General features: G+C 54.0%; 18 protein-coding genes. 3 read left to right on the top strand and 15 right to left on the bottom strand.

Translation table 11 applies throughout. The features are described 5' to 3' along the window. The first annotated feature begins 94 nt into the window (after nt 1–94). Nucleotides 95–1,933 (top strand): aminopeptidase P family protein, encoded by a 1,839-nt coding sequence (locus V9K95_RS03745; protein ID WP_336440200.1) that lies wholly within the window; start codon nt 95–97, stop codon nt 1,931–1,933. Between the two features lies 1 nt (nt 1,934). Here the strand turns inward: V9K95_RS03745 and V9K95_RS03750 are convergent, their stop codons facing one another. Continuing rightward, nucleotides 1,935–2,228, bottom strand: a complete 294-nt coding sequence (locus V9K95_RS03750; RefSeq protein ID WP_307279148.1) for an AzlD family protein — start codon at nt 2,226–2,228, stop codon at nt 1,935–1,937. Next, complete coding sequence (locus V9K95_RS03755) at nt 2,228–2,974, bottom strand: AzlC family ABC transporter permease (protein ID WP_336439788.1); 747 nt, start codon at nt 2,972–2,974, stop codon at nt 2,228–2,230. The genes V9K95_RS03750 and V9K95_RS03755 overlap by 1 nt, the downstream gene beginning before the upstream one ends. 136 nt (nt 2,975–3,110) lie before the next feature. On the opposite strand from V9K95_RS03755, the gene V9K95_RS03760 reads away from it, so the two are divergent. After that, nucleotides 3,111–3,455: a cupin domain-containing protein gene (locus tag V9K95_RS03760; protein ID WP_336439787.1), complete on the top strand. Its 345-nt coding sequence runs from the start codon at nt 3,111–3,113 to the stop codon at nt 3,453–3,455. 53 nt (nt 3,456–3,508) lie between these two features. Here the strand turns inward: V9K95_RS03760 and V9K95_RS03765 are convergent, their stop codons facing one another. From V9K95_RS03765 to V9K95_RS03800, 8 genes are all read right to left on the bottom strand, one after another. After that, complete coding sequence (locus V9K95_RS03765; RefSeq protein WP_336439786.1) at nt 3,509–5,773, bottom strand: TonB-dependent hemoglobin/transferrin/lactoferrin family receptor; 2,265 nt, start codon at nt 5,771–5,773, stop codon at nt 3,509–3,511. Between the two features lie 225 nt (nt 5,774–5,998). Beyond that, the gene (locus V9K95_RS03770) at nt 5,999–6,703 is read right to left on the bottom strand and encodes a DUF2461 domain-containing protein (RefSeq protein ID WP_336439785.1); all 705 of its coding nucleotides are present in this window, start codon (nt 6,701–6,703) and stop codon (nt 5,999–6,001) included. After that, a complete protein-coding gene (gene ligA, locus V9K95_RS03775; protein ID WP_336439784.1) occupies nt 6,700–8,844 on the bottom strand; it encodes an NAD-dependent DNA ligase LigA in 2,145 nt (714 codons plus the stop codon). The genes V9K95_RS03770 and ligA overlap by 4 nt, the downstream gene beginning before the upstream one ends. Nucleotides 8,845–8,945: 101 nt before the next feature. Continuing rightward, nucleotides 8,946–10,616 (bottom strand): DNA repair protein RecN, encoded by a 1,671-nt coding sequence (gene recN / locus V9K95_RS03780; protein WP_115052561.1) that lies wholly within the window; start codon nt 10,614–10,616, stop codon nt 8,946–8,948. 23 nt (nt 10,617–10,639) lie between these two features. Beyond that, a complete protein-coding gene (locus tag V9K95_RS03785) occupies nt 10,640–11,542 on the bottom strand; it encodes an outer membrane protein assembly factor BamD (protein ID WP_115052560.1) in 903 nt (300 codons plus the stop codon). A gap of 179 nt (nt 11,543–11,721) precedes the next feature. Continuing rightward, entirely contained in the window at nt 11,722–12,291 is a 570-nt protein-coding gene (locus tag V9K95_RS03790) for a DUF4865 family protein (RefSeq protein WP_336439783.1), read from the bottom strand. Beyond that, entirely contained in the window at nt 12,288–12,710 is a 423-nt protein-coding gene (locus V9K95_RS03795) for a cupin domain-containing protein (protein ID WP_115052558.1), read from the bottom strand. The genes V9K95_RS03790 and V9K95_RS03795 overlap by 4 nt, the downstream gene beginning before the upstream one ends. A 17-nt stretch (nt 12,711–12,727) precedes the next feature. Then, complete coding sequence (locus tag V9K95_RS03800; protein WP_336439782.1) at nt 12,728–13,117, bottom strand: tautomerase family protein; 390 nt, start codon at nt 13,115–13,117, stop codon at nt 12,728–12,730. A gap of 108 nt (nt 13,118–13,225) precedes the next feature. Between V9K95_RS03800 and V9K95_RS03805 the strand changes: the two genes are divergently transcribed. Next, the gene (locus V9K95_RS03805; protein ID WP_307279170.1) at nt 13,226–14,116 is read left to right on the top strand and encodes a LysR substrate-binding domain-containing protein; all 891 of its coding nucleotides are present in this window, start codon (nt 13,226–13,228) and stop codon (nt 14,114–14,116) included. 1 nt (nt 14,117) lies between these two features. Here V9K95_RS03805 and lpxC read toward each other — a convergent pair whose 3' ends face one another. The 5 genes from lpxC to V9K95_RS03830 form a co-directional block, all read right to left on the bottom strand. After that, complete coding sequence (gene lpxC / locus V9K95_RS03810; protein ID WP_336439781.1) at nt 14,118–15,038, bottom strand: UDP-3-O-acyl-N-acetylglucosamine deacetylase; 921 nt, start codon at nt 15,036–15,038, stop codon at nt 14,118–14,120. A gap of 145 nt (nt 15,039–15,183) precedes the next feature. Further along, the gene (gene ftsZ, locus V9K95_RS03815) at nt 15,184–16,872 is read right to left on the bottom strand and encodes a cell division protein FtsZ (RefSeq protein ID WP_336439780.1); all 1,689 of its coding nucleotides are present in this window, start codon (nt 16,870–16,872) and stop codon (nt 15,184–15,186) included. A 67-nt stretch (nt 16,873–16,939) separates the two neighbouring features. Further along, the gene (ftsA, locus tag V9K95_RS03820; protein ID WP_115052553.1) at nt 16,940–18,262 is read right to left on the bottom strand and encodes a cell division protein FtsA; all 1,323 of its coding nucleotides are present in this window, start codon (nt 18,260–18,262) and stop codon (nt 16,940–16,942) included. Further along, nucleotides 18,259–19,200, bottom strand: coding sequence for an FtsQ-type POTRA domain-containing protein (locus tag V9K95_RS03825; RefSeq protein ID WP_115052552.1), 942 nt, complete (start codon nt 19,198–19,200; stop codon nt 18,259–18,261). Before V9K95_RS03825 ends, ftsA begins: the two co-directional genes overlap by 4 nt. Beyond that, entirely contained in the window at nt 19,188–20,114 is a 927-nt protein-coding gene (locus tag V9K95_RS03830; protein ID WP_336439779.1) for a D-alanine--D-alanine ligase, read from the bottom strand. The genes V9K95_RS03825 and V9K95_RS03830 overlap by 13 nt, the downstream gene beginning before the upstream one ends. Between the last annotated feature and the right edge of the window lie 246 nt (nt 20,115–20,360).

The raw sequence follows: 20,360 nt of genomic DNA on the forward strand, positions 1-20,360 counted from the left end.
CTCGAGCGATTAAACCGGTTGCTAAATTCAATGCTCCATTGCGCAGAGCAAACGGGGAAGATAGGTTTCGACCCAAACAAAAGAGGTCGATATCATCATGTTCCAGTCGTTTGAGGTGTCCAGCAATCCTGCTACCGGCGCACCGCGTGTTGCAAAATTACGAGCTGAACTCGAAGGCTTGAAGCTGGATGGTTTTCTGGTGCCCCGTGCAGACGAGCATCAGGGTGAATATGTCCCTGCCCGCGCGCAACGTCTGGCTTGGCTGACGGGCTTTACCGGTTCTGCGGGCGTTGTTCTGGTGTTGAAGAACAAGGCGCATCTTTTCGTCGATGGGCGTTACACTTTACAGGCGGCAGATCAAACCGACCCTTCCGTCTTTACGATTGAAAGCCTTATCGATACGCCGCCTGCGGTCTGGCTGCGCAGTATTGAGCGTCCGCTGACCATCGGCTTTGATCCATGGCTGCACACAATCAGCGAAACAAAAGCCTTGCGCGAAGCGCTGGAGAAAAATGGCGGCAGCCTCGTCGCCGTAAAGGATAATCTTGTCGATCTTATCTGGGACGATCAGCCTGCCCCGCCGCTTGAAGCAGTGACGATCCAGCCGGAAAAATATGCCGGCAAGCTTGCCAAGGTGAAACTGCAGGAATTGGCGGATGCTGTCGGCAAAGCCAAAGCGGATGCAACCATTTTGACAGACCCATCCTCCATTGCGTGGGCGTTCAACATTCGCGGCAATGATGTGAGCAATACGCCTTTGCCCTTGGCCTTTGCACTCATCCCCGCAAATGGCGAGCCCTTGCTTTTCATCGACAAGCGCAAGCTGCCAATGGAAACAGAAGCCTATTTGACCCAGCTCGCCACATTGCGCGCGCCGTCAACGCTCGATAATGACGTTGCCGATTTTGCTGCACAGGGTCACACTGTCATGCTCGATCCGGCGCTGGCAGCGGAAAAGCTGCGGCTGATCATCGAAAAAGCTGGCGGCAAAATCGTCGAAGGTCTCGACCCCGCGCGCCTGCCGCGTGCCACTAAAAACAAAACCGAGCTGGAAGGCGCACGCAAATCGCATGAGCGTGACGGCGTGGCCATGGTGTCCTTCCTGTCATGGATTGACCATCAAGCACCGGGCACGATTGACGAAATCGACGCTGCGACCAAACTCGAAGAAACGCGCCACGAGATTGCTCAAGGCTTCCAGATGCCGCTCGAAAATCTGTCATTCGACAGCATTTCCGGTGCTGGCCCAAATGGCGCATTTGCGCATTATCGCGTCAACACGGAGTCAAACCGCAAGCTGCAGGATGGGGAGCTCTATTTGATTGATAGTGGCGGCCAGTATCGCGATGGTACAACCGACATTACCCGGACATTGCCGGTTGGCACGCCAACAGCGGATATGAAAAAGAAGTTCACACTGGTTTTGAAGGGCATGATTGCCATTTCAACCGCACGTTTTCCGAAAGGAACGCGCGGCATGGACATTGACGTTCTTGCCCGCATTGCTTTGTGGAAACAGGGCTATGATTACGGCCACGGCACAGGGCACGGTGTCGGCTCTTTCCTCTCCGTGCATGAAGGCCCGCAAAATATTTCGAAGCGGGGCACACAGGAACTCTTGCCGGGCATGATTCTTTCCAATGAACCTGGATATTACAAGCCGGGTGGCTATGGCATACGCACAGAAAATCTGCTGATTGTTACGGAGCCACAAGTGCCTGAAGGTGGCGATTTGCCGATGATGGGGTTTGAGACAATTACCCTGTGCCCCATCGACAAGCGGCTCATCGATACAAGCCTGCTTGTTCGCGAAGAACTGGTATGGCTTGATGCCTACCATGCCAAGGTCCGGGAAAAATTACTGCCTCACACCAGCGGTGAAGCGCGCGAATGGCTCGTCAATGCGACAGAACCATTCGGCCACGAAGGATAATTCAGGTAAACTGGCGCAGCAGGATGATGACTGCTGCGCCAATCAAAAACATGGTCAGCGCATTGAAGCGCAGTGACACAAGTCCGGCAATGGCAAGTGCCACAAGGCCTCGCCAATCGGCATTGGCCGCGGCGGGCGCAACCAGCGTCGTCAAGACCGCTGCCGGCACTGCATTCAACGCGACTTCAACGCGTGGATGCACCCGCTCAAAGCGCGAAAGCACGAGATGGCCGCCTATGCGGGTTAGAAAAGTGGCAACCGCGCCCGCAATAATGATCCAGAAAATCGATGACATCAGCGTTTTTCCTTTGCCGGCTCAGGCTTGGCAAGAATGACCGCTATGAGGATACCCGCGACGGCACCTATGCTGACATGCCAGGGCGATCCAATGGTCTTTGCGGCAATGATTGATGCAATGGCACTGGTAATGACAATCGGCCCCCAATTGGTCCGTTTGCGGAACCCCATCACCAACCCAAGGAAATAAATGGGAAGCAGCATATCGATACCCAGCGCATGCGTATCCGCAATGAGATTACCAAAAAGCCCGCCAATAAAAGCCTCAACGACCCACATTACATAGATCGGTGTAGCAACGCCGAGATACCAGATGAAGGTTACCGGCTTTCCGGACTCTGCACGCTTTTCGGTTTCAGCATATTGCGGATCAGTCAGCAAAAAATAGCTGAGCATTGCTTCTAATGGCTTGAAATGTCCGATACGACGGCCAACCGCTGCCGAATAAAGAACATGTCGGAAATTGACCGCGAAGATGGAAAAGACGATGAGCCAAGCAGGGATATGCTGTCCAAACAGCTCAATTCCGACCATTTGGCTGGCACCGCCAAATATGGCAGCACTCATAAGTACAGTTTCGAACAGGGAAAAGCCCTGATCAATCGCAAGTGCACCAAACAATACCCCGAATGGCGCGGCCGCAATCATGATCGGCAGCCCTTTGGCAAACCCTTCCCAAAATTGCGTGCTTTTGCTCACTGGAACAGCCTGCGATGGCTTCTGCTGATATATATGTTCATCCATGTCCCCCATCTAGGCCACCGAGCTTATTCTGTCACGTTAGTTTTGTTGATGGCTATCATCAATCTCAGACACGGTCGCATCTTGTCGGTGATGTCTCAGCTCTTTAGATTTCCAGTTGAAGAGCGGAGGAGAAATCATGGCGCATATTATTAATAGGGAAGTTTGGGAAGATCTCCCGCTAAGCTGGCATGGGGAAATTACCGGCAAGCCCTATGGCACCAATGTGTCGATTATATTCAACAATCAGGAACGCGTCGGCGCCGGACCACGACTGCATAAACACCCCTATACTGAAACCTTCATCATACGCAGAGGGCGGGCGCGCTTCACGGTGGGCCAGGAAATAATCGATGCCGAGGAAGGGCAAATCGTGGTGTGTCCGGCGAACACGCCGCACAATTTCAAAAATCTGGGACCAGGCGCGCTGGAAACGATCGATATTCACGCCAATGAAGTGTTCATCACTGAATGGCTGGAGTAGCTTAATTATGCGGTACGGCTCCCCGCCTGGGCAGGGAGCCATGCCAATTTTAATCAGAATTTCTGTGTCAGCGACACACGGAAGCTACGGCCAACTTCGGAATAGCGGTCTGCTATAGCAAGGTTGATGCTGTCTGGTACGTCGGTTGCGGACCAATATTTCTTGTCGAATACGTTGAATACACCAACTTGCAGCTTCATGCCTTTGGCAAATTTCGGCTCCCAATAGGCAGTTGTATCGACAATGCCATAACCTGGGGCAACAAAACCACCCTGGCTTACCTTGTCGCGTCTGGCAGCCATGGTCAGGGACACGTCGGCGCCCCAGCTATCAGCCGCATAGCCAAGACCAACAATGGCGCGGATTGGTGGAATAGAGTTCAGATACTCATCTGTCTTCGTGTCCTTGCCTTCAACAAACGCAATGGATGTCCATGTCGTCCAATTATTAGCGAAGTTCACGCGCCCACTCAGTTCCGCACCATAAATCTGTACGCGGCTAAGGTTCTCGTAGCCCGTAATACCGCCAACCGGATACTCGCCACCCGGAGGTGCGATGGTCACGTCATGGATGAAGTTGCGATAGTAATTGTTGAATATGCTGGCTGACAGCGCATAGGTGCCATCATCATATTTGGTACCAATTTCGAAACCATTGCTGGTCTCTGCCTTCAGGTCCGGATTACCGATTCTCGCATAGGAACCGGGAGCGCCATAATTCTGGTAAAGCTCCATCGCCGAGGGCATGCGGAAGCCCTGCGCCCATTGAGCATAGAAATCGAGATTATTATTTGCGTGCCATGTCGCACGAAGCTTGGGCGTGAAGCGGGAATCGCTGTTTGACGCAGGCAAGCCGCCATCATAATTCGGCCCTCTCTCGTAAGCTGCTGTCGACTGCGGGCTGTGCTCATACCAGTCAAAACGACCACCCGGCGTCAGCGTTAGCTTGCCGTCAAGAAGCTCGATATCGTCCTCGACATAGAGGCCAAATCCAGTTGTTTCCACATCAGGCATATCGGACGCATTCGAGTGCAGCATTTTGCACGATTGCGGGCCGAATGGTGAGGGAATTCTTGTCCAATCAACATCCGGACAATTGTCCACACCCGCTGAATATTGATGGAGATCCTGGCGGTAAATTTCCGCTCCAATACGGAACTTGTGCTCAATGCTGCCAATCTCGACAGTCTTGCTCGCATTGCCGGTAAAGCCGTAAGCGTCAAGCTCCAACTCATTGTCGCGCTTATAGATGCCGAAAGGATAGCCATAGCGGAAAGGATCACGCGGTATGATGGACGCTCTGCTGTCCCGCAGGCGAATTGCATCAGTGGTATTATTCAGAGTCTGCCGGGTCCAGTAAGCGATGGCGTGCGCCTCATCGAGCCAGCCGGTTTTATCCGGCGCGACATAATCATAGCTGCCCGAAATGCGGATACGCTCTGACTCTTCGCCCGACTGGAATTTCCCACGCTCATAGGAAGACGTTGTGCCAATGAAGTTCTCGCCGTCCTGTTCGCGATTGGAGATTTCTCCAGTCAAACCAAAACGATGGCCACCCTCGACGTTCTGATAGAGCTTTACCAGCAAATTGCGTTGGTCGACGTCGAGAGGATTCGGCTCTGTGCGTCCGGCGCCGTAACCGCCAATATCACCCATGCGGTCCTTTTCATGACCTGTCGTGTAGCCGCCCTGAACAAGCAACTCAGTGTCATTGATGCGCGTTGCAGCCGCAATATTTGTCCGCCAGCTGCGGCTTGAATCATCATAGGTGCCCTTGGTCCAGACACCCCAATTCTTTCCCTCACCAATAATATCGGCAGGGTCCAGCGTGTGTATCTGGATAACCCCACCAAGTGCGCCAGAGCCATAACGGCTGGAATCGGTACCCTTGGTGATGTTGATCTTGGAAAGGCCGTCAAAGCCGAACGTATCCAGCCCGCCTTGCGTGCTGCGTGGATCGGAAATCCATGGCACACGAATTCCATCAAGGGTGGTCAATACGCGATTCTGATCCAGCCCGCGGAGGTTGATACTCTTGGAGGTAGAATTGTAATTAACACCTGCATCAACCCGTCGGCCGAGGTCTTCAAAGTCTTGGACCATACGGTTTTGGATAACTTCGCGGTCAACTGTATTTGTCAGGACAGTCGCTTCGTCGCCGCCCGGTTTGTTTTTAAGAACGATGGGTGCAAGCGTGATATTCTCGCCATCAGCAGGAGCGGTCTGCGCCGCCGCAATCCCCGAGCCCAATCCAAGCGCCAAAATCGTACCGGCGCTACCACACATAAGGCGTGCAAACAGAATCTTACCCAAAACCATAACAAGTCCCCGCGAGAGAATGCTTGGCTGGCTGGACCTGCGATAGGCGATCGCGAGATGTCGGTGGCTTGCTGAGCGAATAATGCACGCAATTACGTGCAACTGGCGCTAGCTACTTAAACTTTACCATTTAAGTCAAGATTAATTGCACAGAATATTTCCATATGTTTCAGCGAGGAGACATATGTGACAAGAAGGACACAATTGCTAACTGCAACAAGCTTTTTAAGCAGGGAGCGTGCCTTGAATTGCCCTGCCCCAATCAATAAGCGGCTTGGCGCGCAATGCAAAATCAAACAGGTCACCCGCCAGCTCCGGAGATGTAATTCTCGCAGGTTCAATCGTATGGCGCACCATGAAATGCCGGTTGCGCAATGCTTCAATAAGATCGGCATCCGTCACCTCCTCAAACCCACGGGGGGTGCGCTTCAGACGGTCAATATCCCGAAGCTCCAAACCATTACTGGCAAGGGCTTTGACCATTGCTCGATATTTTTCCGGTTTGGCGACGATTGCCTTGCGCATCGCAAGTAAAAGCTCGGGCTTTCCCTGCCAGAACGCGACGGCGGCGTAGCAACCCCTGTATTCTTCGAGACCGACACACACGTAGAAACAACCGCTCTCGCTCCATTTGCTTCCATCAGGAGAAAGCAGTGCTGAAAGATGCCGGTTATAGGGGCTTTTATCCTTGGCAAAGCGCGTATCGCGCTTGATGCGGAACTGCGATTTTTTGCGATCTCCTTTAAATGGCAGTCCGGCTTTTTCAAACCGCACAATCAGATCATCGACGAGATCTCCCAAAGGCTCGTAAAGATGTGCCTCAAACAGATCCTTGTTTTCCAGAAACCATTCGCGATTCTGATGAAAATCCAACGCCTTGAGAAAAGGCAGTGCTTTGTCGCCAAATCCCTTGAAAACAGTCTCGCTCATGCGCCCACCAGTTCAAACCATGCGTCTTCATCAATGACTTCAATGCCCAATGCCTGTGCCTGTGTCAGTTTCGAACCCGCGCCCGGACCGGCAACAACAAGATCGGTTTTCTTTGAAACGGAGCCTGCGGTCTTGGCGCCATAACGCTCTGCCATAGCTTTAGCTTCATCACGGGACATGCGCTCCAATGAGCCGGTAAACACAATAGTTTTTCCCTCCACGGGCGAGTCGCTGACGATACGCACTTCCTCATCAAGAGGCGTGACTTCATTGAGGAGCGCTGCAAGCGCATCGCGATTGTGCTGCTCCGCATAAAAATCGACCAGCGCCTCCGCGACAATACTGCCAATGCCTTCAACATCGTTCAATTCCCGCCAGGCATCATTACCCTTGTCCCCTTTGTCCTTCGGGGGAACGGCTGCGATTGCGGCATTGGCAAGCGCCTCATAGGAGCGATAAGCCTTTGCCAGCCGCTTGGCATTCACTTCGCCCACATGACGAATACCAAGACCGAAGATAAAGCGGCTGAGCGAAACCTCACGACGCTCGTCGATGGCATCGTAGAGTTTCTTGACTGAAGTTGCGCCAAAACCATCAATATTTTCAAGCTTGGCCAACGAGCCTGCCTGGCGTTTCTTTAGAGTGAAAATGTCGGCGGGCGTGCCGATATGCAGCGCCGGATCATCCGACTTGAAGAAAAATTCGACCTGTTTTTCACCAAGACCTTCAATGTCGAATGCATTGCGCTGAACGAAATGACGGAGGCGTTCGACGGCCTGTGCAGGGCAGATCAATCCGCCGGTGCAGCGGCGCACGGCCTCCCCCTCTTCGCGCACTGCATGGGAATCGCACGCCGGGCATGTGTGAGGGAATATATAGGGCGTGCTTCCGCGGGGCTTATCCGCCACGATGTCAACGATCTGCGGGATGACATCGCCTGCGCGCTGCACCACCACCGTATCGCCGACGCGCAGATCGCGACCTTCACGGATCGGTTGGCCGTTCTGGCCGATGCCTTTGATGTAGTCTTCATTATGCAGTGTGACATTCGTCACCACAACGCCGCCAACTGTAACAGGCTCAAGTCTGGCAACAGGCGTCAGAGCGCCTGTGCGACCCACCTGAATATCGATACCGCGCAAAATCGTCATGGCGCGTTCAGCTGGAAATTTATGCGCAATTGCCCAGCGCGGACTGCGTGAGACGAAACCGAGACGCTGCTGTAGCGCTAAATCATCGACCTTGTAGACCACGCCATCAATGTCATAGCCGAGGAGCGCGCGTTGCTCTTCAATCTGGTGATAATGTTTGACCAGGCCTTCAACGCTTTCGAAACGCTGCATCAGCGGGTTCACGCGAAAACCATAGGATTTGAAAGCCTCCACCATGCCCATTTGTGTGGAAGCAGGCATTTCGCTCACCTCACCCCATGCATAGGCAAAGAACTGTAGAGGCCGCGAGGCGGTAATGGTGGAATCCAGCTGGCGCAACGAGCCGGCAGCGGCGTTGCGCGGATTGGCAAAGATCTGTTTGCCATCCTTGGCCTGGCGCTCGTTCAAAGCTGCAAAATCGGCATGGCTCATATAAACCTCACCGCGCACTTCGAGCACCTCGGGCGGATTTCCATCAAGCACATTGGGAATGCTGGCAACTGTACGCGCATTCAGCGTGACATTCTCGCCAGTCGCTCCATCACCGCGAGTGGCGGCAGTTACCAGCCGGCCCAGCTCGTAGCGCAGAGAGAGCGACAACCCGTCAATTTTTGGTTCGGCAGTAATAGCCACGCTCGCATTGGTACCCAGTTTTAAAAAGCGACGGATACGACCTACGAAATCCTCCACGTCGCTGTCATGAAATGCATTGTCCAGCGACAGCATCGGGATGGAATGGGTGACCTTGCCGAACTTCTCCGAAACACTGGCGCCAACCTTGTTGGATGGTGAATCTTCGCGTTTCAGTTGCGGAAAGCGTTGCTCAATAGCCAGATTGCGCCGACGCAGGGCATCGTACTCGGCATCAGAAATTATCGGTGCATCTTCGGTGTTATAACGATAATCGTGTTGAGCAATCTCCGCCGCAAGCCGACCAAGTTCCTCGACTGCTTCCGCTTCGGTCAGTTTTTCTACTGCTTTATCTGCCATGATTTGCCTACTGCTGGATTCGGCGGGAGATTAGCCGAAAAACCCCAAATTGGCACTGTCTAGATCGCCGGGCGTATCTATCCTTATATTTTAGCGTTGAACTAAGCAGCGTTTTCCCGAAGCAATCGCACCGCGGCAGCACGCGCCTCATCGGTGACACTTGCACCGGCCAACATGCGCGCAATTTCTTCCTGACGATCATCCGTTTCCATTGCCCGGATCGATGTAGCCACGCGATCATTACCCGCAGAGGATTTGGCGATGAGAAAATGTGTTTGGGCCCGAGCTGCAACTTGCGGCGCATGAGTGACCGACAGTACCTGCACATTGCCGGACAAGCGCCGAAGCCGCTGGCCGATTGCATCGGCTACGGCACCGCCAACACCCGTATCAATCTCGTCAAAAACCAGTGTTGGAGCTGATCCGCGATCTGCCAGCGCCACTTTGAGCGCAAGCAGAAAGCGTGAAAGCTCGCCGCCCGATGCAACCTTCATCATTGGCCCTGCGCGCGTGCCAGGATTGGTTCGCACCCAATATTCAACCGTATCAATTCCATCTGCTGTGCGATTATTCACATCCGTCGTCATCTCGACAATGAACTCCGCCCGTTCAAGCTTGAGCGCGGGAAGCTCGGCCATGACGGCCTGTTTTAGATGTTCGGCTGTTTCATGACGGTGAGCGGAGAGCGACAGGGCAGCTTCATCAAAGGCATCCCGTGCCGCAAGGGTTTCTTTTTCCAGTGCTGCCAGACGTTCGGCTCCGGCGTCAATATCGGCAAGATCTCCGTCCATGCGATCCCGCAGTGCCGATAGATCATCCACTGCCACCGAATATTTACGCGCCGCACCACGCAGCGCAAACAGGCGTTCTTCCGTCTGCTCCAGAACACGCGGGTCGAAGTCGATCGCGCGAATTGCTTGCTCAATACCATTTTGCGCTTCGGCCAGAAAATTCAGCGCTTCATCAATGGCTTTGACGACTGGTTCAAGCAAATGCGGCGCTTCGGGTACTTTACGCTCAAGCCGCCGAACAAGACTGGCAAGCGATGGTACCGGCGAGGCATTGCCTGACAAAATATCATTGGCCTCATTGACATCACCGGCAATTTTTTCCGAGCGCATCATTTCTGTGCGCTTTATCGCCAGCATCTCCTCTTCCTGCGGTTCCGGATCGAGCTTGGAAAGCTCCTCCACCGAAGCACGCAGATAGTCGGCTTCACGTGCCGCTGCCTCAACCTTGGCCCGATGGCGAACCAGAGCATGTTCGGCCTCGCGCCATTTCTTGTGCAGCGACCGGACCAGATTTGCTTTTGTTTCCAAAGCACCGAAGGCATCAAGCAATGTGCGATGAATATCGATATCGATCAGCGCGCGATCATCATGCTGGCCATGAATTTCGACCAACCGCCGCCCAAGCTCTTTGAGCATGGTAACGCTGGCGGCCTGATCATTGATAAAAACCCGGCTACGACCATCCGCATTCTGCACGCGCCGCAAAATAATATCGCCATCATCGTCAATGTCATTTTCACGCAAAAGCAGACGAGCCGGATGACTGCCCGCGACGTCAAAAACTGCGGTAACCTGCCCCTGCTCGGCACCGTGCCTGACCAAAGACGCATCGCCCCGTGCGCCGAGCGCCAGTGACAAGGCATCAAGCAGGATGGACTTGCCGGCGCCAGTTTCACCCGTAAGCACGGACAGACCTTCGCCGAACTCGATGTCGAGCCGTTCAATCAGGACAATATCGCGGATCGACAGATGCGAAAGCATGATGGCTCAGGTTGAGTTCTAGTTTAAGCGCCTTCTTTGCCGCCAGTAATTGCTGTAGCCGCTTTCGAAAGCCATGAGCCTGCATTTTCACGCGGCTCGAGACCACCGCTTTGCAGCAGCTTGTAGCTGTCCTTGTACCAATCGCTGTCAGGATAATTCTGACCAAGAACGGCAGCAGCAGCTTGGGCTTCGCTCGTCAAGCCGAGCGCGTAATAGGCTTCAACGAGACGCGCGAGCGCTTCTTCGATGTGACGGGTATTGGAATATTGTTCAACGACACCACGGAAACGCTTGATCGATGCGAGGTAATCCTTGCGCTCCAGATAGTAGCGGCCGACCTGCATTTCCTTGCCTGCGAGCTGATCGCGGCCGAAACGGATCTTTGCTTTTGAGTCTTCAACATATTCAGAGTCAGGATAGGTTTGCACGACCTCTTGAAACGCGGCAATCGACCTGCGGGTCATGCTCTGCTCGCGCGTAATGTCCGGAATTTGCCGGTAATAGGAAAGGCCGGTTATATAATAAGCATATGCAGCTTCGGGCTGCGTCGGGTAAAGGGCAATATAACGCTTCGTCATGGCGATGGCATCGTCATATTTACCGCTGCGGTAATTAGCGAACGCGCCCATGACCAGAGATTTACGTGCAAATTCAGAGTAAGGATGCTGACGGTCGACCGCATCAAACTTCTTGGCTGCCTCATCAAGGCGACCCGAATTCAAATTTGCCAGAGCCTGATTGTAAAGCACATCGGCAGGCTCAATCGTGTCCACATAGGCAGAAAGATCAAGATCATCGTCCTTGGATGCGCAACCCGAGATTGCAACAGCGCCGGCAATCGGAAAAAGAAGAAGAGCTGCACGGACCTTTCCGCCAAACCCTGCGTTTCCAAACCTTGCGCTGATAAGCGTTCTGCTATTCGCCATGCTGTCTCCGGCCCCACATTATAATTTAAGAGCATTGTCGCGAAACCCGATATCACGTTTTCGCGCCATGCTCTAGACATAGACAATCTTACCGTCGGTTGGGCGTTCATAAACCACAAGCGACAGGAATCAGCAATGTTATTGCCATGCAATCGTCCAAATTTGTGGCGGAGCGGGAATTAGTCGACCTTTGGCAGAGAAAGATGACCGACTTTATAGGCTTGAAAGCCTGATTTTATTGTTGATTTCGGCTCTTCTTTCCATAATCGAAAACGTATCTGCGTCCAGCAAGTAGGGTCAAAAGCCGAAACCGCAGCGAGCGCTCCGCCCTTTTCAACATCGGCCAAAGCCTTTTCTGCTTCGCGGCATCGCAAATCCGCAAGCGATGAAAAGGGTTCTATCGGCTGTATTTCCCTTGTGGCGAAAGCAGCCGATGATATGGCAGCTGATATTTCTGCCTGCCATATCATCCATGTCTTAATGCTTGGCCGCCCGAATGACCGGCTGACCGCATCAAAGCCATTGCCGCAAACAAAATCGTTCAATCCAGCTTCGTGCCGCCACACATAAAACGGGGCATAGAGGTTTTCACGAATTTGTCGTTCGTCGTCGCGTCGCGCTGTCAGATAGGCCTTGAATGCAAGATTGGGGAAATTATCCAGCAAGGGCCCCTTTTCTGCGATGCGCCGATCGATAATGCCCATGTCGTAATCGGCAGGCAGCGTAAAACTATACTGCATCGCAATCATTGCGCGGCCTCCTCGCGAATAACGGGTTCAAGCCAGGATACAGCGGTCCCATCCTGGGTTGCTTGAATGCTGATGTAGCAAAAAGTGCTGGTCGGACTTGCTCCGTGCCAATGGCGCTCATCCGGCGCAAACCAGACACAATCTCCCGCGCGCAATTCAACCATGGGACCGCCGTCGCACTGGGCAAACCCAACGCCGGACAGAACATAGAGGAACTGTCCGCGAGGATGTGTGTGCCAATTGGTGATGACACCAGGTTCGACATAGGCTTGCATGACATTATTTTCGCCATCCACATCGCTTTCCAGCAACATCTGTGCCCAGAAGGGAGCCGTGGAAATATTGGCGGGGGCCGGTGCGATGGATTGGCCTGCCCGACGAACGGTCATTTGCTGCGGGCAGCGCTTTGGACTGTTCATAATCTCGCTAACCTCGCTCAAGCTGGCTCAACCATTTGCGTATCGCCATTGCTGAATGACCACTCGTCGCGTGTCGATGTGCTGACCACAATCATAATGTCTTGCGGCCGAATACCGGGCGACTTACCCAGAAGCTCGACGACGCGCTTGTAGAAAGCTTGCTTGGTATCTGTATCGCGCGGCTTGCCAATCGTTATTGTAAAGATAACGAAATCATCCGAGCGACCATCGCTGAAGTAAGTTGGATCAATGATGAGTTCGTTTGGCCGGTGCTGATGAATGGCCTGAAATTTATCAGTCAGGGGAACGTTGAATGTTTCGACCATTGCCTGATGGAAACTGTCCGACAGCGCCTTGAGGTACTCAGGAGATTTACCTTCCAGCAGGGAGATGCGGGTAAAGGGCATTTGACTTCCTTTCATGAATTGCTTGACGCCATATCAATAAGCTCCCACAATGATCCTGAAAATCAGATTATTCAGGACTAATAGTCCTAAAAATGTGGATTGTTTCAAATGAGAAAGATCACACTTGATCTGGACGTGCTGCGGACCTTCTCTACCGGGATGGAGTTGGGCAGTTTTGCCAAGGCAGCGGAGCGCCTTGGCCGTTCGACATCAGCAGTCAGCGCTCAGCTAAAGAAGCTCGAACAACAAGCCGAGACAGCCATCTTCGTTAAAGCCGGTCGTGGACTTGCCCTAACCGAAGCTGGCGAAACCATGCTCGGTTATGCGCGCCGCATGCTTGATCTGAATGATGAGGCAATCACGGCTGTCCATGGAAGTGAACTCGAAGGCTGGGTGAGGCTTGGCCTACAGGAGGATTTCGGCGAAAGCCTGTTGACCGACGTTCTTGGCCAATTTGCCCGAGCACATCCTAAAGTGCGCATTGAAGCGCGCGTAACGCGAAATGCCGACCTGCTTGATCGGATTACATCAGGGCGTCTTGATCTCGCGCTGGCATGGAGCAGCGGGGCCTCTACAACACCGCATTACGAACATGTCCTGGATGTGCCAATGTGCTGGATAGGTCCGGCTGGAGAATCCAGAAACTGGCAGAATGGCGGAGATCCCTTACCTTTAATTTCGCTGGAAGCACCATGTCTTTTGCGCACGGCCGCTGTCAACGCTCTGGATCGCGCCGGCATTCCCTGGCGTTTGTCATTTATCAGCCCAAGCCTGACCGGATTGTGGGCCGCAACGGCTGCAGGTCTGGGCGTGACGATACGAACGCCATTTGGACTACCAACAACGGTACAGCGTCTGGGACCGCAGGAGGACGGGCTGCCATCCCTGCCCTCGCTCGGCTTGATGCTTCATCGGTCAGAGGCGCAGCCTGAGCCAGCCACAGCCCGCCTTGCGGCCATTCTGCTGCAATCCATCAACTCAATACCGCAAAAAAAATGATTTATACGGTTGAAGCAGCACTGACTGCCTTGCTTGCACCCACAGGACCGCTGTGCTGCATCTCTATAATCTCAAAAGCCGACGGGTCGGCGAGCAAAGCACGCACAGCGCTCGCGTTGAGACGATGCCCGCCTCGATAGGAGCGGAAACAGCCAATAAAGGGTGCGCCCGCCAGCGATAGATCTCCGATCGCATCCAATGTCTTATGGCGAACAAACTCATCCGGATACCGCAATCCACCGGGGTTGATGACGGTATTGTCGTCACCAATGACCAAGGAGTTATCAAGCGATGATCCAAGCGCGAGGCCAGCGGCCCAGAGTCTTTCTACGTCCCGCATGAATCCAAATGTGCGCGCGCGCGATATCTCTTTGCGGAACACCGCGTCATCCATGTCGCCCGCGAACTTCTGACGACCTATGACAGGCGTTTCAAAGTCAATTTCGACTTCATAACGTGTGCCTTCGTAAGGAATGAACTCCGCCCATGATGCGCCGGATTCTACGCGCGAAGATTTAAGAATGCGGATATAGCGGCGCTTGGCCGACTGTTGGCTCAACCCCGCTTCATCAAAGGCTTCCAGAAAAGCGGCTGATGATCCATCGAAGATGGGCACTTCTGGACCATCAATCTCGAGCACCATATTATCAATGCCAGAACCTGCAATGGCCGCCATCACGTGCTCAATGGTGCTGATGGTGATACCTTCAGCATTTGCCAACTGGGTCGAAAGGTCTGTTGCGCCAACTTCCGAAACCAGCGCTTTGATTGGGTGGCGGACACCTGCGCTGTCAACCACATTGAAAACAATGCCCGTGTTGACTGCCGCAGGCAAAAAGGAAAGCGTGACCGGGGCGCCGCTATGTACACCTGCGCCCGAGACAGAAATGCGTTTCGCAATCGTGGTCTGGAAATCCTGCAATACAAACCCTCGTAGTCATCCATCGCATCTGTGCGGCGCCTGGCTATCAGCTAAGTCGTTTATAGTATTTTTCAATGAATTAAACGAAAAATTCCGCCATTGAGACAATGGCGGAATTTGAGTTTTGAAGATGACTGCAGTCAGATCAGTTGGCCTGACGGCGAAGGAATGCGGGAATTTCCAACTGATCGTCTTCCGAAGACTGACGCGCCTGCGGCTGTACGCGGCCCTGTTCGTCAAGCTGTCCACGACGAGGCGCATAAATGGAAGCATCTTGCGAAAGCGGACGGCGTGGTTCTGCCGGGCGCATTGCTGGTTCGCGAGGCTGAGCTGGCTCGAGACGAGCAGTCTCATCTTCGCGGCGTGTCAGACCAGCGGTAAGGCGTTTGAGCAGACCCATCGGGCCACGGTCTTCGTGGGCTTCGTGAGCAGCCTGATCACGGGAATGGTCACGCGACCCCATATCACGGGCGTTGAGTTCAGCCTGAACCAGCGGCGGGAAATCAGCAACATTCGGCATGCGTGGTGCAACTGGCTGCGGTGTAGGTTCAGCCATTTGCGGTGCAGGCTGAGGTGCTGGCTGATAGACTGGCGCCTGTGGTGCTGCTGCGACTGGTGCATCAAATACTTCCGGAGCAGGAGCCTGGAAAATGCGGCTCTGCGGACGGAATTCCTGCTGGACAGGCTGTGGTGCGTGCTGCGCTACATCAAGCCCTGCATTGCGCACCGCCTCGGCGACCGGTGATACCGACTGCTGAACAGGCGGACGAGCCACTGTTTCAACCTTGGCCACTACTTGTGGTGCCGGCTTTGGCATTGGCTTTAGCGGCTGGCGAAACTCGATCGGCGCTGGCGCCGCATCTCCAACCTGCTTGTCGATGCCAGTGGCAACAACCGAAACGCGGATAATGCCTTCAAGGCTTTCATCGAAAGTAGCGCCGAGGATGATATTGGCATCCTGATCAACTTCTTCGCGGATACGAGTTGCAGCTTCATCAACCTCAAACAGGGTCATGTCGCGACCACCGGTGATCGAGATGAGCAAGCCCTTGGCACCACGCATGGACGTCTCGTCCAGAAGCGGGTTGGCAATCGCAGCTTCAGCAGCGGCCATTGCGCGGCCATCGCCGGAGGCTTCGCCTGTGCCCATCATTGCCTTGCCCATTTCGCGCATGACAGAACGGACGTCAGCAAAGTCGAGATTGATCAGGCCTTCCTTGACCATCAAATCGGTGATGCAAGCAACGCCAGAATAAAGAACCTGATCGGCCATCGCGAAAGCATCGGCGAAAGTCGTCTTGTCATTGGCAATGCGGAAGAGGTTCTGGTTCGGAATGACAATCAATGTGTCGACATTCTTCTGCAGATCTTCGATGCCCATATCTGCGGTGCGCATACGGCGCTGACCTTCGAAATGGAACGGCTTGGTAACAACACCAACCGTCAGAATGCCTTTTTCCCGCGCAGCGCGAGCTACGACAGGGGCAGCGCCAGTACCGGTACCGCCGCCCATACCGGCAGTAACAAAGCACATATGCGTACCCTGAAGATGATCATTGATCTCGTCAATGCACTCTTCAGCGGCAGCGCGGCCAACTTCCGGCTGCGAACCGGCACCCAGCCCCTCGGTAACCGAAGCGCCGAGCTGAACCAGGCGCTCCGCCTTGGACTGCGCCAATGCCTGTGCGTCTGTATTTGCTACAACGAATTCAACACCGCGCAAGCCGGCATTGATCATGTTATTGACCGCATTGCCGCCGCCGCCGCCAACACCGAAAACGGTGATCCGGGGCTTAAGCTCGGTAATGTCCGGCTTTTGCAGATTGATGCTCATTTGTCCGTTCCTTTTTGTCTTTACCGCGTCGCCGCTGCGGTAATTTCTTTTGGGTTTCCCCGATTAATTAAAAACTCTCTTTCAGCCACTGGCCGATACGCTGAAAACGCCCACCCGTACCTGTCATCAGCGATGATGAACCGGCCTTTACAGAACGCTCTTCAATACCTGCTACCTGCGGATAGATCAGAAGACCAACCGCTGCAGAAAAAGCCGGACCCTTTGCCGCTTCGGGAAGACCCGTAACGCCCAGGGGACGGCCAATTCGTACATTGCGAGCCAGAATACGGCGGGCCACTTCGGGCAGCCCGGCCAACTGACTTGCACCGCCCGTCAGAACGACGCGCTTGCCGACAATCTGGCCGTAACCGGATTGATTGAGGCGGTCGCGCGCCAGTTCCAGTGTCTCTTCAACACGGGCACGAATGATGCGCGTCAAAACTGCGCGCGGATATTGATTGGGAACATCGCGGGCATCATTGCCAAGCGGCGAAACGCTGATGAGATCACGGTCGTCGGCAGCGCTTGGAAGCGCCGAACCATGCATGACCTTCAAGCGCTCAGCATCATCCATATGCGCCGACAAGCCACGAGCCACATCCATGGTCACGTGATTGCCGCCAATGGCGATTGCATCAGCATGAATGAATTTGCCTTCAGAGAAGACCGAAATCGTCGTTGTGCCGCCACCCATATCGATGCAGGCAGCGCCCATCTCTGCTTCATCATCAACAAGAGCAGAAAGACCGCTTGCATAGGGCGTGGCGATCATTGCCTCGACGGACAGATGGCAGCGATTGACGCAAAGCTCAAGATTGCGCAGTGGAGCCGCATCTGCGGTCAGAACATGCATATCAACGCCAAGAGTATCGCCAATCATGCCAAGCGGATCACGGATACCGCGCTCGCCATCAAGCCCGTAAGCGATCGGCAGCGAGTGAACGAGATGACGCTCTGTTGCCAAAGCCTGCTTGGCACCGGCAGCAAGCACGCGGCGAATATCAGCCTGATCGACCTCATGACCGCCAAGATTGATGCTTGCTGAAAAGCTTTCGCTCTTCAGGCGCCCCGCCGAGATATTGACGATCATCGAATCGACCGTCAGGCCAGCCATACGCTCCGCCGCATCGACAGCGAGGCGGATAGCCTGCTCTGCGGCGTCAAGATTGACAATGACGCCAGACTTGATGCCACGCGACTTCTGATGGCCGATACCCAAAACTTCAATGCGATGTGTGCGACCCGGCAAATGCGCACTTTCCTCGCGCGGACGCAGACGAGCAATGATGCAGCACACCTTGCTCGAACCTATGTCCAAAACCGTCAAGGAACGCGTCCGTTTTGCGGAAGACGTTCCTGATGATGCGCTTTTTCCGTTCAGAATACTCATACACGCTTCTCCGAACGCTTGGGCGCCTTATCGCGCGCCTTCAGATACTCAACACGCTGCACCATGGCTTCCGGTGTCAGCTTTACAACAACGCGGTCATCCAACCGCAAATCGACAGAGGCAATGTCGCGAGACAACAGACCTGCCTTTGCTTCCATGCCCGCAATATCGGCCAAGGCCTCAGAAACGCCGTGCTCAGGCAGCATGAGCGTTACGCCATTTTTGAGAACGAGATCCCAGCGGCGATCACCCACACGAGCATAGGCTCGAACATCCTGGGCAATCTTCGGATAGGCAGCCATCTGCGCCATCAGAAGTTTTACCTGCTGATCAGCACCCGCGCCGATGACCAACGGCAAGAGCGCACTGCGTCCGCCGGTGAAAGGAACAATGATCCGCCCATCGGCATCAATAACGTTCAGTTCCGTACCATTCTGCCAGACAGCCAATGCCGTGCGCTCATGGATCGAGATCTGGATTGTATTCGGGTAGACCTTGAAAACATCCACGCTCTCAACCCAAGGAAGGCCAGCGACAGCTGCCTGCGCATCAGAAGCGCTCAAACCGACCAGTGATGTTTCGCCGTCAAGGCCAAGTGCACCGAGAATATCGATCTCGGATGTTTCTTTATTGCCGACAACTTTTACATCTTCGATGGCAAAGCCGAACGTGGATGTCGTAACCTTGACGACTTCCGGCGCATGACCACCCAAGATCGCGCCATAGGCTCCGGTCAATGCAAGGAAAGCGACCGCTCCGATTGTGCCAATATGATTCGGGACAGAAACTTCCCCATCTACCACCCGCAAGAAAACACGGACGGGCTTGCGAAGAAACTTTGGCAGGACCATGCGAAAACGGCCAAAAGCCACCGACCTGTCCGAAGACATCGGCGCAGCACCGAGGCGGTGCGTATTTTTGCCCTTCAACGCAAACACGATGCGTCCTCCACCATCCAACTCAACAATTCACCGAAGGTATGCCCCGCAGCTTTGGCGATATCAGGTACAAGTGATGTGGGAGTCATGCCTGGCTGAGTGTTCACCTCCAGCCAAATAAGCTCGCCATCTTCGGAAAACCGGTCGTCGTAACGAAAGTCCGACCGGCTGATCCCTTTACATCCAATTGCCTGATGCGCCTTGAGAGACAGTGTTTGTATTTTTTGGTAAATTTTTAGTGAAATTTTTGCGGGAACCACATGATTTGATCCGCCTGCAACATATTTTGAATCATAATCGTAGAACTGGTGCCCAACCGGGATGATTTCACAGACCCCAATGGCAACATCGCCCATCACCGCGCATGTCAACTCACGCCCGTGAATGTAGCGCTCGACCATCACCGAGCCGCCAAATTTCCATTCATCGGAGGTAACGACCTGCGGCGGATGCGACTGATCTTCCTTGACGATAACGACGCCAAAGCTCGACCCCTCGCTCACTGGCTTGATGACATAAGGCGGCTTCATCGGATGCTTGGCTGTGAATTCGGAGCGATCCATCACCTTCGCTTCAGCTACAGGCACACCCGCGGCTTTGGCAACGATTTTTGCCTGCTCCTTGTTCATCGCCAGAGCGGAAGCAAGCACCCCCGAATGGGTATAGGGAATCTGTAGATATTCGAGGATGCCCTGAATGGTACCATCCTCGCCAAACGGGCCATGAAGGGCGTTGAACACAACATCGGGCTTAAGTTCTTGCAGAACATTGGCGATATCGCGGGATACATCTACACGGGTGACTGTGTAGCCCTCAGCCTCCAAGGCATCGGCGCAGGAATTGCCTGACGACAGCGAAACGGGACGTTCCGAAGAAAATCCGCCCATCAGCACCGCAACATGCTTTTTCGCCATTAAGGCATCCCCTCAAACACATCCCCATCTGACGCATGACCGGAAACTAAAAACCCACGAAATTCTCGCAGCCATGCGCGGGCGGAAAAAGGCATGAGTCGTCGCACATCCGGCGGCCAGGACCGCAGATACCCAAGACTGGCAGAACCAGCCGACTCAAATCAGTTAACGCTTGCCCCTAAAGAATCAGAGAGTTGATTCGCTGACAAGTCCCCAATGATTCAACAATGATATTTCGTGTAAAAA

Origin of the sequence: Phyllobacterium sp. CCNWLW183, assembly GCF_037203775.1 — a bacterium.
GTDB lineage: Bacteria > Pseudomonadota > Alphaproteobacteria > Rhizobiales > Rhizobiaceae > Phyllobacterium > Phyllobacterium ifriqiyense.

Bases quoted from the DNA above. Each gene is read 5' to 3' on its own strand.
- V9K95_RS03765 (WP_336439786.1), bottom strand. From the start codon at position 5,773: ATGGTTTTGGGTAAGATTCTGTTTGCACGCCTTATGTGTGGTAGCGCC.
- recN (WP_115052561.1), bottom strand. From the start codon at position 10,616: ATGCTTTCGCATCTGTCGATCCGCGATATTGTCCTGATTGAACGGCTC.
- V9K95_RS03830 (WP_336439779.1), bottom strand. From the start codon at position 20,114: ATGGCGAAAAAGCATGTTGCGGTGCTGATGGGCGGATTTTCTTCGGAA.
- V9K95_RS03805 (WP_307279170.1), top strand. From the start codon at position 13,226: ATGAGAAAGATCACACTTGATCTGGACGTGCTGCGGACCTTCTCTACC.
- V9K95_RS03755 (WP_336439788.1), bottom strand. From the start codon at position 2,974: ATGGATGAACATATATATCAGCAGAAGCCATCGCAGGCTGTTCCAGTG.
- ftsA (WP_115052553.1), bottom strand. From the start codon at position 18,262: ATGAGTATTCTGAACGGAAAAAGCGCATCATCAGGAACGTCTTCCGCA.
- V9K95_RS03785 (WP_115052560.1), bottom strand. From the start codon at position 11,542: ATGGCGAATAGCAGAACGCTTATCAGCGCAAGGTTTGGAAACGCAGGG.
- V9K95_RS03800 (WP_336439782.1), bottom strand. From the start codon at position 13,117: ATGCCCTTTACCCGCATCTCCCTGCTGGAAGGTAAATCTCCTGAGTAC.
- V9K95_RS03790 (WP_336439783.1), bottom strand. From the start codon at position 12,291: ATGATTGCGATGCAGTATAGTTTTACGCTGCCTGCCGATTACGACATG.
- V9K95_RS03760 (WP_336439787.1), top strand. From the start codon at position 3,111: ATGGCGCATATTATTAATAGGGAAGTTTGGGAAGATCTCCCGCTAAGC.
- V9K95_RS03750 (WP_307279148.1), bottom strand. From the start codon at position 2,228: ATGTCATCGATTTTCTGGATCATTATTGCGGGCGCGGTTGCCACTTTT.
- ftsZ (WP_336439780.1), bottom strand. From the start codon at position 16,872: ATGAGCATCAATCTGCAAAAGCCGGACATTACCGAGCTTAAGCCCCGG.
- ligA (WP_336439784.1), bottom strand. From the start codon at position 8,844: ATGGCAGATAAAGCAGTAGAAAAACTGACCGAAGCGGAAGCAGTCGAG.
- V9K95_RS03795 (WP_115052558.1), bottom strand. From the start codon at position 12,710: ATGAACAGTCCAAAGCGCTGCCCGCAGCAAATGACCGTTCGTCGGGCA.
- V9K95_RS03770 (WP_336439785.1), bottom strand. From the start codon at position 6,703: ATGAGCGAGACTGTTTTCAAGGGATTTGGCGACAAAGCACTGCCTTTT.